General features: G+C 51.1%; 8 protein-coding genes. All 8 read right to left on the reverse strand.

Translation table 11 applies throughout. The annotated features are described in order from the left end of the window. Positions 1 to 65: 65 nt before the first annotated feature. The 8 genes from SH580_RS06100 to SH580_RS06135 all read right to left on the reverse strand — a co-directional run bounded on the left by SH580_RS06100 (position 66) and on the right by SH580_RS06135 (position 15,021). The gene (locus tag SH580_RS06100) at positions 66 to 911 is read right to left on the reverse strand and encodes a PEP-CTERM sorting domain-containing protein (protein ID WP_319834123.1); all 846 of its coding nucleotides are present in this window, start codon (positions 909 to 911) and stop codon (positions 66 to 68) included. Positions 912 to 1,315: 404 nt separating this feature from the next. After that, positions 1,316 to 2,014, reverse strand: a complete 699-nt coding sequence (locus tag SH580_RS06105; protein ID WP_319834124.1) for a hypothetical protein — start codon at positions 2,012 to 2,014, stop codon at positions 1,316 to 1,318. A 5-nt stretch (positions 2,015 to 2,019) separates the two neighbouring features. After that, on the reverse strand, positions 2,020 to 2,727 hold the full coding sequence (locus SH580_RS06110; RefSeq protein WP_319834125.1) for a hypothetical protein: 708 nt from the start codon (positions 2,725 to 2,727) through the stop codon (positions 2,020 to 2,022). A gap of 23 nt (positions 2,728 to 2,750) precedes the next feature. Then, entirely contained in the window at positions 2,751 to 6,623 is a 3,873-nt protein-coding gene (locus SH580_RS06115) for a hypothetical protein (protein ID WP_319834126.1), read from the reverse strand. Between the two features lie 9 nt (positions 6,624 to 6,632). Next, positions 6,633 to 9,077 (reverse strand): glycosyl hydrolase family 95 catalytic domain-containing protein, encoded by a 2,445-nt coding sequence (locus SH580_RS06120; RefSeq protein WP_319834127.1) that lies wholly within the window; start codon positions 9,075 to 9,077, stop codon positions 6,633 to 6,635. A gap of 560 nt (positions 9,078 to 9,637) precedes the next feature. Then, a complete protein-coding gene (locus SH580_RS06125; RefSeq protein ID WP_319834128.1) occupies positions 9,638 to 11,434 on the reverse strand; it encodes an alpha-L-fucosidase in 1,797 nt (598 codons plus the stop codon). Positions 11,435 to 11,631: 197 nt separating this feature from the next. Next, positions 11,632 to 13,578, reverse strand: coding sequence for a sulfatase family protein (locus SH580_RS06130; protein ID WP_319834129.1), 1,947 nt, complete (start codon positions 13,576 to 13,578; stop codon positions 11,632 to 11,634). A 108-nt stretch (positions 13,579 to 13,686) separates the two neighbouring features. After that, complete coding sequence (locus tag SH580_RS06135) at positions 13,687 to 15,021, reverse strand: GDSL-type esterase/lipase family protein (RefSeq protein ID WP_319834130.1); 1,335 nt, start codon at positions 15,019 to 15,021, stop codon at positions 13,687 to 13,689. Positions 15,022 to 15,202: the final 181 nt, after the last annotated feature.

The following is a 15,202-nucleotide window of genomic DNA, read 5'->3' on the forward strand; positions in this document are numbered from 1 at the left end:
GAAAAAAGCCGAGTTGCCATTAGAGAGGCAACTCGGCTACTAACTTCAAATATTCTTAGGTCTGATTATGAACGGCGACGACGCATCACGACTAAACCAAATACACACGCACCACCGACCAGCGCAAATGCACTAGGCTCAGGAATCACTGAGATCATACCTCCACCATCGTTGAAGAGCGCGGTGTAGTTCGCGTCGAGTGCAGTGAAATCTGCTACTGAATATGTGCCTGCTCCAATCGTATCACCCAAAAGGTTTAGCCCAGAGAAAGACAGATTTTCGTCTAAATTTAGCAAGCCACCTGAGACGATCGACAGACTAGCTGCAGTATCATGCGCATAATCGAAATCGAGCAAGCCACCACTCTGCACCGTTATCGTGCCAGTGAACGAGTTCGACGCATTCGATAAAGTAACTGAATTCCCAGCAACAAGGCTAGTAATATCGATATTACCCTCACCACTGATCGCGGATGCAAAAACAAGGTTACGGCCTGCTTGGGGACCTGCTTCAAACGTGCTAGTCGTCGCGCTGGTTAAGGTAATGCCGCCATTGAGTGTCATAGTGACATTCGCAGAACCATAACCTTGATTCGAAACGGTGCCACCTGACAAAATTAAATTACCAATAGTTGAGCTAACCGCTTTATGACTTAAGATTCCTTCAACAGTTAAGCTGTCACCCTGAAATGTCGTGCTGGGAGCTTGAACCGTGCGCACGGTAAATGCAGATCCCACGGTGTAGTCGTTACCTGAGGTTGCAGCGTTACCATCGCTCCAATCACCTCCAGTAAGCCACGATTCGCCAAAACTATTGGAGCCTACCATAGTGACAGGTGCGGCGTTAAGCGTAAACCCGATCAAGCAGGTTGCCGCTGCAAGTGCATAACGTATGTTTATTTTGTTTATCATATCTTTTCCTCAGTTTTTTGCGTCATTTTACACCACAGATATCTAGTCTATAGCATGCTAGTGGCTTGGGATAATTGTGTTAGTTTTGTTAAATCCGAATAACACATCACAGGCACCAAAATATCGTTTTTAATAAAACCCGTCTAGTCACCTAATTAGGTGACAGAGCATAGTCGCGATCTATCTGCAGGTCATTGCTGTGCCAGTAATGCACAAGTGGCACGGCCCGATTTGCAGAGCCACTCCATCGACCAACTCAAACAACAGCTTGATGACATTGAATCCGAACTCAAGAAATTGGCCCATATCAGCCTTCCCAGTTGAATCGAAAACGTAGGCTATCGCTCGTAGGCTCAAGACGCGTAGAATCATCCCCAATGGAGAGATATACTCCAATCGATCAATCATCTCTGAGCTGGCACGCTTTGCGGGATGAACTTAAATTCCAAAGGCTTTCGGGTGTTCTTGGATTTTCGGATTAATACGAGTTCACGTGATCGTGTGTGCGCGTAAAATCGATTAAATTGCAGTAACTCACCTGCGAGGCTAGTGAAAGTAACCGGAACCATGCCATCGTCGTCCAAAGACTGAGCAGACACCGTCGCTGTCTGCCCCGACTCCAATTCGGTCAATTCATTCCTGACCTTAACCAGCAATGCGGAATCGGTGAAATTCGAAAATTGAAATGAGCCCGGAGGGAAGCCTGCAAGCGAATCATCCAGACTTATTATACTCAGAGGCATCTCTGACTCCGCTTCCGCCGACATAATGATGAAGAGCATCTCTTGAGTTCCCGCAACTAGGGGCGTCGCACCGACCAATTTGTAAGACGGTTCGCTCGCAGCGTTTACATCTGGCACATACAGCTCAAAGACTTCACTCTTCTTTAAAGGATAGTCTTGAGATCGCTTTCCTTTTCTAAACGTAATCAGTTGATAGGATTGGCCATCTTTGTAATACAGCTCCTGCATCGGCAATCTATCCCAAATGAGACAGGTGAATTTTAATCCCGACGCGCCTGCTTCTAACTGAGCCGCAAATACTTGCGTGAACAATGGTAAACAAAGCGCAATGAGTAGGATGAGGCGATTCAAGTTTTTCATAACTTCTATTCAGCGAACTTTTGTGCTTTGGGCATATTTTGCGGGACAAACTTAAAATCAAATTTCTTTCGCAAGTCCTGAGATCTTAGAATAAACACCATCTCACGTGATCTTGCATGGGAATAAATTCGAGTGAAATGTAGTAGCTCACCTGCAGGACTACCAAATGCCACTGGAACCATGCCGCCATCCTCCGAGGATTGAGCATCTGTAACCGTAATCTTACCTGTCTCCAATTGAGTCACTTCATCCCTGACCTTCACCAACAATTTGGAACCAGTGAAATTAGCAAATCGAAAGGATCCGGGAGGGAAGCCCTCTAACGAATCATCCAAGGCTAATATACTCAGCGGCATGTCTGGTTTCCGCTCTAATGGAACCACGATAAAAAGAATTTGCTGCGTCCCCTCAACCAGTGGCGACGACCCCACTAGCTTGAAATACCGCTCACCCTCCTCATTCACTGCGGGCACAAACAATTCAAACACACTGGCGTTTCTAAAGTAATATTCTTGGGAGCGTTTCCCCTTCCTAAAAGTGATCGGCTTATAGGATTTCCCTTCTTTGTAATGTAAGTCCTCCATTGGCAGATCATCCCACATCAGGCAGGTAAATTTTAATCCCGATTCATTTGATTGCGCCACGGCGGACACAGCCAGAGTCGAGAGGAAACACAGAAAGACAACTAATTGACTGAAACGATGGGGGTGCATAAGTTCGATTTTAAAGATTCGTTTTAATTGAGCTCCTCGGGAGACAGCCACCTGAAACTCACAATTTTGAAGCGACGACCAAACTGGGAATTCAGAGCATTCAGGGAAGAGGCGGAGGCTGTCGCAGTGTAAGACAAGGGGTTGGCCAGCTCCTGATCCCATGGTTCGTTATTGGCTGCATCTGTATCCGGATCCACATATTCGGGCACCCGTTGCAACACCGCCTCACAGATTGCTTTGGAAAGGATGGTGCCCCCATCCAAAGAGCGGCGTTCGCCGTAGGCACGCACACGGAAAGTGTCTGAGCGGGCACTGAGACGTGGCGCGAGCGGTAGTAGCAAGTTCGCTTGAGTGATGTCTCCAGGTATGCCTGTCGTTGTTTTGCGGTCACCATTAGGAAGTGGATCGGGGAAATACTCAGCAAAAATGCTGCTGGTATAATCCGGCTCCACCCCTCCGGCGCCGCTTTGCACCGAACTGTTGATACCAGAAGCCTCGATCGCGGCTTGCAGAGCGCCCATGTAGTGCACATCGGTGGCGGAACTTCCTCCGACACGGTGATTCACAAAGTCGGACAAACTCATGAAGGGGCCGCGCAGCTTGACCTGATCAACAATAGCCTCGGCCAGATCTTGGATCTGACCATCGTCAAGCCGAGACAAGCCCGACCAGTAATTACCCGCACCGCTATCGAATGCTGGCGTTGGGCCTGCAGGAAATGGGACTCCGTTGGTGGTGTCGCTGCCAGAACCAGCATAGTCCACGTCAAGGTTTCGATTGGCTCGCAATAGCGCAGCCCACGCCTCCACCGAGGTAGAGTTCACATTGAATTGACCGTCAATCAGACTATAAGCACCCATTTTCAGGTAGCCCTTGCCATTCGTCGTATCATCTAGCTGATCAATGACTTCGGCAACGGTCGTTCCCTCGGGCAAATAGGGTCGCAAAACGGGATTCGCATTGGCCGAACGGTAGTCGGCGCTGAAGAACTTTGTCAGCGTATCGCGGAGCGTACCAGTCGCGGAATAGCCAGTAGAAGAAATGCTATAATCCGGCGCGATGCCCGAAAGGTAGTATCGGTCAAAGAGCGCGTCATTCAGCAACCAAGACGCGTCGGCAGCAGTCACTTCACCAGCGTTGTCTCCATCTTCTAATTTCCCATACGGCGAGACCGGCTCAATCAATACGCTGGCCCATGAGTTGCCTACGGCGTGGAATGCCTCTGAGGTTTTCGTGGTGAGCGCAGCGTGTGAAAACTGAGCCATTGAAAACAGTGGGCTCGACGGGATGTCATTAGTGGGTAGGTGCGTGGATCCATAATCTTCAAAACTAGTGCCCCAATAGGCGTTGCGAATGTTCGGCGGAAAATCAAAACCCATTTCGTCGATGAGCGTGTTGAACCCACCGTCCATACAACGCGCTCGGAACGTATAGTTCGGATCACATCTGCGATTGAATGAACGCTCGTTGCCTCCCAAGGATGCCGGATTGAATTGCGTAAGAATCTCCACTGGCATGGTGGAGTCGGCAGGCAGGGCCAAATACGCGGTGGCTCCAAATGGACTCTTCAAACTAAGCTCCGAATCGCTGAAGGTGACGCCATCGGGTGCCAGCTCGATATCGTAATAGGAGTCGTAGCTAAGGGTGCTCGGCAACAGGGGCACCCAAAAGTCAATGGCTTGAATTTGATCCCCCCAATTATTCCTGTTGCTGAGTTGATTGGCAGCCGTAACTCCACTAGGAGGCAGGCCGGTATGGGTTCTATTTGACCATGCAAAGTATGCGCTGCCAACTCCGAGGGTGGCCGTCACCGTATCACCCGGCGCGAGTGGGACGGTTTCAAATGAAGGACTTTTATTATTACCGATGGGAAACCTCCTAATCGTCAATCCCGAGGTATTGGTAGGCCCTCCACCGATAACCAAACCACTATTCTTGTTGGTATCTCCTGGAGGAGGTGATGCAGAAACGACCTCTCCTGGTGCTAACGTTAAATTCGAGAGCAGATAGGTAATATTATAGCTAGCACCTGAAGAGCCGACATAGGCGCTAAAGTTTCTGGGGCCGTAGGTATTCTTGGTGCTGCCGTCAGCCGCCTTAACTTCAAATTTGAGCGTGCCAGAAAAACCTTTTTCCATACAAACAGCGAATGTATCGGCTTTAATCGTGCGGTTGTATGGGTTCCATAAGTAAAAAACCGGATCCGCGATTAACTCCAAAAATCCAGCGTTATTCTTTAAGCTATAGTAACAAACGGAACCTAACAAGACCGGTGCGTAGTTGGATCTCGCGGGCCGATAAATGTATCTCAGATCCATACTCATTTCGCAATTCCAGGCATTTCTTCCAGAGTTGCTCCGGTCAACCAGGGTTTTCTCTGTCCGACATAACTCACCTAAGGTATGATTTAAATCAAAACTTGAATCAATATTCCGCACAGACAGATTAGGGTAATGCGCCCGAGCATTCATTGTGTAATTCCCACTCGAACCCTCCAAGCGTTTATACAAATTGGCATAATCACGTAGCGCCCACCAGGTCGGCCCCCTCACTGAGGCCCAATGAGGGCTCACGTAGGAATTCGCGATGTCACTGGAAAAGAGCGAACCAGAGCTCGATGTATCACGATACAGAAAGCGTTCATACACCCCGCGCATCCCTTTGGCCAGTTGCGGCGAGGCCAACCGGTCACTGCCGCCGACAAACTCACCGTCCTGTGCGCTGAATAACGTAGGAAAGGAAGTCGCGGATACATCCGCCTCACCATCCATTTCAAAAGCCAAGCTTAAGTCACGGCGGAGGCCACCGAGTTTCACATCGGCCATCACTCCCCTGCTACCCCAGGTGACGTTGGCTTGCGCATCCTGCAGCCAAGCAGCCGCGTCCACTCCATTGGTCATCGTGCTGGTAATACTTTCAACATCACTAAGCTTTAAAATACCGTCTGCTATTAAGGTAGTGCTGTCACTGCTTAGTGGATACGTAATAGTATCGAACGGCCCAGTCGCACCGGAACCATTCAAAGCGCCATAATCCGGCCCAGGGGCAGCCGTTAGACGAGACGCTTGGTAGCGCTCGGCACTTAGGTTACTAGGCGCAAGCTCGTTCCATGATAAATCGGCCTTCAGGCTTTCGTCTTCAACTGCAAAGGCGAAAGCCGTAGTGCCGCCATCCGTCGCATCCACCCGCACTTTTTCGACCTGCACATAGGTCTTGTTGCCGTTGGCATCGGCTGTCGCTCGTGTCGACAAAACAACTAAATCGCTCGGATCATTTGTATTCACGTCGGTTGCCACATCGTCTAGCGTGGTGGGCAACTCAAACTGCCCTGTCGTGTCGTTGGCACTGGAGACCAGCCAACCGACAAGCTCGCGCTCATTGGGAGCTTTAGGACTATAGCTAGCTGTGTCCGTTGAGACGGTGTCCGACTTCCAGACACCTGTCCATGAACTTTGGCCTGCAACGGGACTAACGCTCGCCCCAGTTGCGCTCGAACCATCCGGATTAGTGCTTACATGCGCATTGTTTGCATCACCAAGAATCGCGGCAGCAGCCGTCACTCGTTGATCCGGCCCCGCGACTTCCTGCAACTTACCAATCGCAATGTTGAGGCTCAGCAACGCAGCCTGCTCCGCCTCTAAACGATGTTTATGCGTTTGCGCGCTCTGAGACTCGACTTGCACCAGAGTAGTTATCGACAAAAGCAAGAGTAGCACAAAAGCCATCAAACTGAGGGCGATGACGATGGCGAAGCCAGAATTACGAGTGGATTTCATAGTGGTGTAGCTGCGTGCTTCAGCCGCAGTTCCGATTGTAAGTTGTGGATAGCGCACCAAACGCGGGCTAAAGCACCGCGCTACGCTGGATAGCGCACCATTGACAAATACCTTAAGCATACCTCGTTATTAACGCTCCTTCTTAAAACCTTTCACGACTTCTTCATAGCGGCTGTTAAGCCCAAAGATGTTGGCACTCTTCACAGACGATTTTACAGGATGGATCGCGGCCAGATCGGTGCCTGCAACGGTCGCCCTCAGTGAGGTATCGGCAGGCAGCTCTACCTGATAAAAGCCATCCGCATTCGTCCGCAGCGAGACGGATTGTACGATGCCCCCAGAGTCGATAATGGCGAATTGAGGATCGAGCATTTCCATTTTAAATGTCAGTTGACGCGCACGTTTAGGCGAATCAATCTGGACATAAATTAATTGTCCCTCGCTGCGATCAGCACTCACGGTCGCACCGCCTTGACAAAGCAAGGAACGGAAATGCGCATCCTTCCACGATGACGGCACACCGGGCATGATACGGATGGTATCCCCCCAGCTCTGCAACAGCATATCGTGAATCGCAGTGGCTGCCGAGAAGGGGCTCTCGATCACCGGGTTACCTTCGGCATACATCGTAGTGCACGACACGTTATTGAACGGCAACATTCTCAAATAGCTAAGAGCGGTATCGCCGTCATTTAGCGAGGCATACATCGAGGCCGCCCCAGTGCAAGTGTAGCCAGTCACAGATCTCGCAGTATCTTTTTTATTGTCCAAATTCTGGGTAATCCTCAACCAATGATCGACCGAGCGTTTCAGTAGGTCGCGATCCTTATCTGGCGTCAAATCATACAAGGGATAGAACGCAAGTAGGTGCGAGTAGTGCCGGTGTGCTTTATCAAATGGAATGTCGCGACCGATCCGCAGGCCAGTTTCATCTACCTGATAGTCCGTCAAATTGTCCAGCAAGTGCTGCCATGCCGCCGCCTTCGGATCGTTCAATTGATGCTCGCGGTTGATATCGAGTAGAGTTTCAGCCGCCCACTTCGTTAACGCGATGGTGTAGTTGATATCCACCCCCCTTCCGCCGGGATACTCCGGCGACCATGTGTTCTTAAAATGAATATTACCATCCCCAAGATCGATCGGATGCTCTTCGATGTAACGCAGGTTTGTATTGAGCGCACGCTTGAGTAACGGAAAGAGATCGTCCCGCATTTTATTGGCATTATCCGCATAGCGACATTGCAGCCAGTAATCGTGCAGCAGCCAGATCATGTGATCCGCCACACTTTTCCCTACGGGAGCCACCATGTCCGCAGGAAAGATCGTTCCCGCATTTAGGCAATCCTCACGCCAGTCCTCTGGCACGTTGGTGATCAAATTATGCGTATATTGGTCGGTCTTGTTCACCAATGAAGCTCCCACCTCCAAGCGATTCGCGGTGAGATGTGTCCAATACGTGAGCTGCACGTTTAAGTCCGTCCAGATCATTGGCCAAAACCCTGGCTGATACCAAGGCCCCATCACATCCAGCATCATACCATTAGAGCGCGTCGCCGATGCAAATTTATACATTTGCAGCCAGTAGAACTGCTCCCAGAAATCATCCGAAATCGAAACAAAACTCTGTGGATAATACGCATTCCACCAACGCTCGTGATTCGACAGGTAAGTGCCCTTCTCGACTTCTTGGAGTCCGCGGCGCATATCTGCCTTCACTTGAGGCAGCGCCTCGCCCATTGCCTGCGAAAACGCGATGGAACCAACCAAGGTCTTCGAGCGATCGGTAGTATCTTCGATTACTTTCCATGCGGTGATTAATTCGCCCGACTCCGCATAGAGTTCTTGACGGCTGATATTCCCATTCGGGTTGAGCGAAACCTCGACTTCGGGTGCCTTCGGATACGGCATCGAAGTAAAGCCTTTATCGATCCCAGTCACTTCCTCCCCATTGGCGATTTTACGCGCCGCATTGCGATCACAGACGCGGCGCGGATAGGAATGCGCCTCTTGAGGCTGCCACTCAAAGTCCACCGCCTCATCGCCTTCGGCAGTCACTTTAAAGTAAAAGGAGTCAAACTCCGCATGCACCACACTTTCGATTTGGTAACTGCCCACCGACGTTTGAACCGTGCCCACCAATTTGGCATTCCACAAATCCAAGCGCCAATCCACTCCCGTCACATCACCTTTAGAGCGAATTCGATAAAAACCAATTGGCAGACGCCCACGGTAAATCCAGGTATGGTCGCGCCCGTCTACAGGTGGCCGATTGTCATTATAATCACCACGACCGACGTGAAGGGAGAGCACATTCTTATCATTGGTCGCCTCTGGGTTTTTGAAACCCGCCTTTTCTTGAAACAGCATCAGCCCGAGCATACCATTGCCAAGATACGGTGCCTGCAGCCAGTCCGTGGGCGCTTCATTCTCCCACTTCATATCCTGCCTGCCAATAAAGGACGGCCAATCAATGGGCGGCGTGTTCGCGGAGGAGACAGCGTCCTCATATGCCGAGCAAGCAGATAAAGTGAGCAGAAAGAGTGCAGATGAAACGATTTGAATAAGATGTTTCATATTAGTGGGGCATTCTTAGAGTAAAAAGGGGAGATAGATTGAGCGGAGAACACGTGAATTTTCTACTTCTTGCGATTTAGCACGACGACAACATGCTACATACTATAGTTTCTCTGACAGTTTGTCTCGTCACCTAATTAGGTGATAGAGATACCCAAGTTGACTCACAAATGGTGACACCGGAGAACCTATCCATCTTTAGACTATATTCAGTTTCACGCTCTCAATAAAGAGTCTTTCCATAAGAGTATGTGATTTCGTAGCTTGTGCTGCTTGGCCCGAATTGAGTTTGGATTGCGGTGCCCGTGCATCCAACCTAGTAACCTACGACCTTCTCCCCTGAGAGGATCCTCTCTGCGGCAACTAAACGCTGCACCTCGTAGGCATCCAATATTGAAGCTCGCTGAGGTCAGAATCATTCTCGCCTCGCCATTCATTCTTGTAAAAGGCGTGATAGAAATGTGTGGCTAATGTGCGCAGAGGATTCATCATTTCTTTAATGGAGGAGCCCTTCAGAGTTGGCAGAAACGACACGCTAGTTCATCGGCACCAGCCTGACTTCACGTACCTTGAATCGGCTTCCAGTCCAGATGCCCGACCGACTGGAGCACTAAGTCCAAATGATCGGCATTCGGAAAACTCATTTCCCCGACCTTCACCCGTTGAAAGTCGTCCACACTTCCAGTTACCGGAATTGCAGAGTAAAGATGCTTACCTGGGCCAAAGTAAACAACCATCATGGAATCAATCTCGGTCGCCGAAACCAACAATTCGACAGCGTAACGCCCGGGGCTCCCGATTTCAAGCGGCCAGCGAATCTTCGTGCCTTTATCATTCCAGCCGACAATCGTGGCCGTAGCGCCCTGCCCTTGGAGTATCGCTTCGCCCTCAATTTTAGCGTCAGCCGGACGAAAAACTAAGGTGCCGGGAATCATTTGCTCCGATTCTCCCTTTAAAGCAGATCCATATTGAATGCCCCCAACCTCCTGATCCAAGGTAATCTTCACAATGCTCACGTATGGGTTGCGCTCTTCTTTGGGTATCGTTATCTTAAGGCTACGGGTATCTAAATTCTGGACGAATGGAATCGCTTTACCATTCATCGTAGTCACCGATTCCACGTTCTGCGGGAGGCGATTCAGCTCAATGCCCGCATCGTCTGGATTAAAGACATGCAGATAAACATGGCGACCACGATAGCTTGCGCCGCCCCAGTCGCCATTCAGCCACGGTCCGCCGCGGGTGCCATAAAGCGCCTCCTGGTATTGTGCTGTCCATGGAGCCAAACCTTCTAAGATGGCACGTTCTTCCGCGCGCAACGAGCCATCCGGTAAGGGCGCGACATTGAGCAGCATATTGCCGTCGCCCGTAACACAGGAAGAGAGCAATTGAATCGTTTCCTTTAAAGAGCGGGTCACTCCATCGGGGCGATAGGACCAACCTCCATGATCATCACTAGGTGATAGAATCATACAGGACTCCCAAGCACGGCCCGCCTGAAAGGAGCCCATACGGTTCTCTGGCGTATCATAATCTCCATGCTTTAGCGCGACATACTCACTTGGAATATTCTTAAGCCCACGAGCGGCACGGTTGTTTACCAGCAGGTTCGGAGCAATGTCATACATTTTTTGATACAAACGCGGAATGGTATATTGATCCCATTCACCAAAACAATGGTCGAACCAGAGTATATCAACTGGTCCATAATCGCGGAGCAGTTCTTCCACCTGATTCTCGTAGTAGGAATTATAGGCGACATTGTCCCCTTGCAGATAATCTGGATGCGTCCAGTCACGCGTGCTGTAATACCAACCAACTTTCAGCCCATTGTTCTGAGCGGCATCCCGCACCATTGAGACGATGTCCTTTTGATAGGGCGTGTCGGCGATCGAATAGTGAACCGGATATTCCGAATCCTCGGGAAAGCGTTTCTCTTGAGTGTCCCAGAGACTGAACCCATCGTGATGCTTGGTCACAAACACTGAGTAAGTCATGCCCGCCTCCTTAGCCAAAGCCATGATTTCGTCGGGATTGAAGTTCACCGGATTAAAGTCCCGATAGAGATTCATATACTCATCGCGCGGCACTTTTTGGTGCTGCGCCCCACGCTCGATTCGATCTTTCATCCCCCAACTGATCTCCGCACCGCTCAACGCAGCGGGCCCCCAGTGGATGAACAAGCCGAACTTGGCATCACGAAACCATTGCACACGGGCATCCCGTTCTTCAATCGTTTCCACCAACTGAGGCACACGCACCCGATTAAGCTCTTCAGCATCAACCTGGGCAGCAGCCTGTATCAGAATTGCTGATACAACGGCTGATGCACATTTTATGAATTGTTTTGTTTTCATTATTATTGCGATTATCGAATACTACGTAAACCGAGAAGTAACAAAATGGGTTTAATAGACTGAGGCATTATCGGTTCTGATTGGTCGCTTGCGTATGAAGCCTGTGCATCTTCTTGCGCAATTTGGAGAGCACCTCTGCGTATTCCGGATGGGCAATCAGGTTGTTCATCTCGTATGGATTCGCCTCTTTTCCAAAACTAACGAAGCTCAACTGCGAGTTCCTGGAAAGCGGTGTGTTCGCCGCCGCCTCGTTCCGTGACCGGATAGACCGCCCAGAGGATCCAGCGGAATTGACCGAGTGACCGCCCCGCCGGAGCGCGTAACGACGCGGCAGTGAACTTGGCCTTGGCTCCGCCAGTCGTGTCGATGGTGCCGAGCGCGGTAAACTTCGCCAGATCCCAGCCGGGATCAGTGGCCGAATTGCTGCCATACAACACAATTTTCTGCGCCCCCCGATGCTTGTCCTTGTTATATGACCAGCTGGTAACCGCAGCAACGGGCTGCGCGCGGCCCAGATCCATTTTATACGCACCGCTTTCAACACCATTGTTGAAAATAGGCCCGAAATCCTCGGCTATTTTCCCGTCTACCAGCGAGCCCAACAGGGGCTTTACCACATTCTGATTCGCTGTAACCTTTCCCGATGCAGATTTTGGCAATGGAAATTTAGAAAAACCGCCCGCTTCTGAAGCTGTTTCAATCTCGACGCTCGCAGGGTGCGGCCCCGTCTGCTGAATGGGTTTGAATGCAGGTATTGCCTTGCCTGCTGCTTTTGCGGCGGCTTTTGCACGATTGCGGCTCCGTTCGATCTCCCCCCATGAGGGAATCACGGCAGGCAAGCTCCATTCCTCTGGTTGCGGGTTTTCTACCATGATCGGATCGGTGTCGCCATAGCCCTTACGCGTCGTCTCGAGCAAAGCGGAAAGCTCGGCAATTCTCCCTTCGTGCTCAGGATTAGTCGACAGGTCGTTCAACTCATAGGGATCGGCTTCCAAATCGAAGAGCTGAGTCTTGTTGATCAAGGGATAGCGGATCAGTTTCCAGCGTTCGTCACGGATGGAGCGCTGCCCATCAATGTAGGCGGTGAACAAGGTATCGCGCACCTTGGGCTGCTCGCCCTGGATGACAGGAGATAAATCTTTGGCGTCCAGGCCGGCGGGCACTTCAATGCCGGCAAGATGGCACATCGTTGGATAGATATCATAGAGGTGGGCAAAAGCATCCGTGTCCCCTTTAGGAACGCCCGGACCAGCGAACAAAAGCGGGACATGCATACCGCCCAATTCGTAGAGATTCTGCTTGCCGATCAAGCCGTGAGCTCCCATCGCCATACCGTTGTCGCCAGCGACGACGAAGATAGTATTCTCGAACTGGCCAGCCTGCTTCAACGCTTCGATGATGCGACCCGCTTGGGCGTCCATATACTCGATCGATGCATAGTAACGGGCGAGTGTGCCGCCGACATTTTTCTGTGTGCGCGGCCACTTCACGAGCTGCTCATCCTGTCCTAGCATCTCACCATTATCGAAGGGATGCATTGGCATAAAGTTTGGAGGCATCGGGATCTCGTCAGCCTGGTAATGCGCATGGTATTCTTTGGGCGCAGCATGCGGGTAATGCGGCTCGACGGGCGCGAAATAGAGGAACAGCGGCTTTTTACCAGCATTCTCCTGAATGAATCCGATGATATTGTCGGCATGAGTCGCCGCCGATTGATGAGAGGTTGGATGCTGATCAAAAACCTTATCCAAGTTGTTCGGATTATTGCCATGTTTACCACTGCGAATCGAGGCATACCCAGCTGCCTTAACTGTTTCTGCAAGCGTCGGCGTGCTGATCTGTTCGCGCATATAGCTGACGCCCGTCTGAATCATCGTGCGACTGGGCATACAGACAGCACCCCGGTCCCCGCCCAGCACATACGCATTGCGAAAGATAAATCCATCGCGACACAGCCGGTCGAGGTTTGGGGTTTTGACGAGCTCGTGTCCGAGCAGGCCCATGCAGTCGGCCCGCCAATCGTCGGCAAGAATCAGGCAGATGTTCAGTTTTTCCGACTCGGCTGTGGCTCTAGCGGATGTTCCGAGAAGGAGCACGGTAAGCAGCAAGCAGATCCGTTTCATGATGTTGATAGGTGATTTCATTATTTTGTTTTAATACTCACTTAATTCTAGTTACTTTTATTCGACCGAAGAGTTTATCTTCCTTCGCGAGACTCTTACTGTCGGTCACGATGACGGCATGGAGACCGCTCATTCCGTTACAGTGACATAGACTGGCGCAGAAATCGCATCAAACCATGTTTGGGCAATGATCTCGTTGCCTGTTGCATTCGGGTGCAGATTATCCCTCCTCATGCAGCTCGCATACGCATCGTCGAGCGCAGTGAACTGATCTACAAAATGGACATCTTTCCCTTCGGCCTGAAACTCGGCTACGATTCCTGGAACCTCGGCATTAAACGCGGCCACATATGCGGTATCACTGGCGTTTCTCCGATTCGGCGGAATAGATGCAAGGTAAATGGCGGGGTTCCCCACATCAGGTAATGAATAAATGTCTTCAACGAGACTCCTTAACCGATCGGTCGCTCCAACCGGTGTCGCCACATCATTGGTGCCAAGCATGATCAGAATAGTATCAGGTTTCTCCTCCGCTAACCGGCCACTGTTCCAATAGGTGACGAGGTTCTTGGCGAAGCCTGACGCGCCACCCGCCTCTCCAATTCGGATTCCGGAAACTCCGGAGTGATAGTGATAGAGGTTGTCGGCAGGCTTGCCTCCCGTTGTCGGCAAGCCATCCACATTGGCCGTGAAATGTCCGGTATAGCTGAAGTCGAAACCATCCGCCATCAACAGATCGTAGAGCGATTTGCGGGGAGATCCTGTTGGATCCCCATCGGCCACGCTTTGCGTAATCGAATCGCCGATGAACCAAATAGCCCCCAACTCTTTACCGGCACTGGTGTTCTGTTTAATGAACTCAATGACCGGAGCCGGGGCTTTCATGCCGTGAGAGTGGCCTTTTTTTTCTACAATCACCTCGATGGAACCGCCGAGCGCTTTATAGCGCTCTTCCACGATCGCATCGTTTTCCTCATAAGGAACGGCGGGGTCGCTGTCTCCGCAAACCATCAGAATCGAAATATCGGCTGCGGCCATCGGTGCCAGCATGCCAATGAGGCTCTCCGCCTCTTGCTTCGCAAGCGCCTCTGCATCCGAGGTCCAGCCAAAGGTATCTTTGACTTGCCCCCAGAGCGTGTAGTTCCCAGAGGCAATGGAATCACTGCCCGGTACGGATTTGCCTCCGGGCCAGCTCTTCAAGCTACAAACGCCGTTGTCGATATAGAGACTGTCCACCCGTTCCGAGTGGGTGTAGGCCCAGCGTGCCAACGCCAGCGTTTCACGACTCATGGACGCCAGATTGCACTTTTTCGAGAACCCATACTCCGTGGTCAGCAGATCATACGCCGCATCAATGGTGGCATTTCCGCTCGGATGTCCATAGACATTGCCCGGTGCTAGCACAACATGATATCCCTGCCGAACCAGCTCCAGATCCGCATTGTAAAATCGCGGTATTGACATCCAGAACATACCATACCTCCACAGCCAGGGTTTCCCAGGCGCAGCGGTCTTAGGACAAACGACCCTAATCTTGCCGCTTGATGTCGGAACGGTATAAAGATCAAACCCTTTAAAGTCGGTTGGCTCACCTGGAAATTGATTCGCCCAGGCAGATGGAAAGAGCTGCAGCGCCAGGCAAGCT

The organism is Coraliomargarita algicola (assembly GCF_033878955.1).
Taxonomy (GTDB): domain Bacteria; phylum Verrucomicrobiota; class Verrucomicrobiia; order Opitutales; family Coraliomargaritaceae; genus Thalassobacterium; species Thalassobacterium algicola.

What these genes read in the sequence shown, in the direction of transcription:
- SH580_RS06100 (WP_319834123.1), bottom strand. Translation starts at nt 911, where the DNA reads ATGATAAACAAAATAAACATACGTTATGCACTTGCAGCGGCAACCTGC.
- SH580_RS06105 (WP_319834124.1), bottom strand. Translation starts at nt 2,014, where the DNA reads ATGAAAAACTTGAATCGCCTCATCCTACTCATTGCGCTTTGTTTACCA.
- SH580_RS06110 (WP_319834125.1), bottom strand. Translation starts at nt 2,727, where the DNA reads ATGCACCCCCATCGTTTCAGTCAATTAGTTGTCTTTCTGTGTTTCCTC.
- SH580_RS06115 (WP_319834126.1), bottom strand. Translation starts at nt 6,623, where the DNA reads ATGCTTAAGGTATTTGTCAATGGTGCGCTATCCAGCGTAGCGCGGTGC.
- SH580_RS06120 (WP_319834127.1), bottom strand. Translation starts at nt 9,077, where the DNA reads ATGAAACATCTTATTCAAATCGTTTCATCTGCACTCTTTCTGCTCACT.
- SH580_RS06125 (WP_319834128.1), bottom strand. Translation starts at nt 11,434, where the DNA reads ATGAAAACAAAACAATTCATAAAATGTGCATCAGCCGTTGTATCAGCA.
- SH580_RS06130 (WP_319834129.1), bottom strand. Translation starts at nt 13,578, where the DNA reads ATGAAATCACCTATCAACATCATGAAACGGATCTGCTTGCTGCTTACC.
- SH580_RS06135 (WP_319834130.1), bottom strand. Translation starts at nt 15,021, where the DNA reads ATGTCAATACCGCGATTTTACAATGCGGATCTGGAGCTGGTTCGGCAG.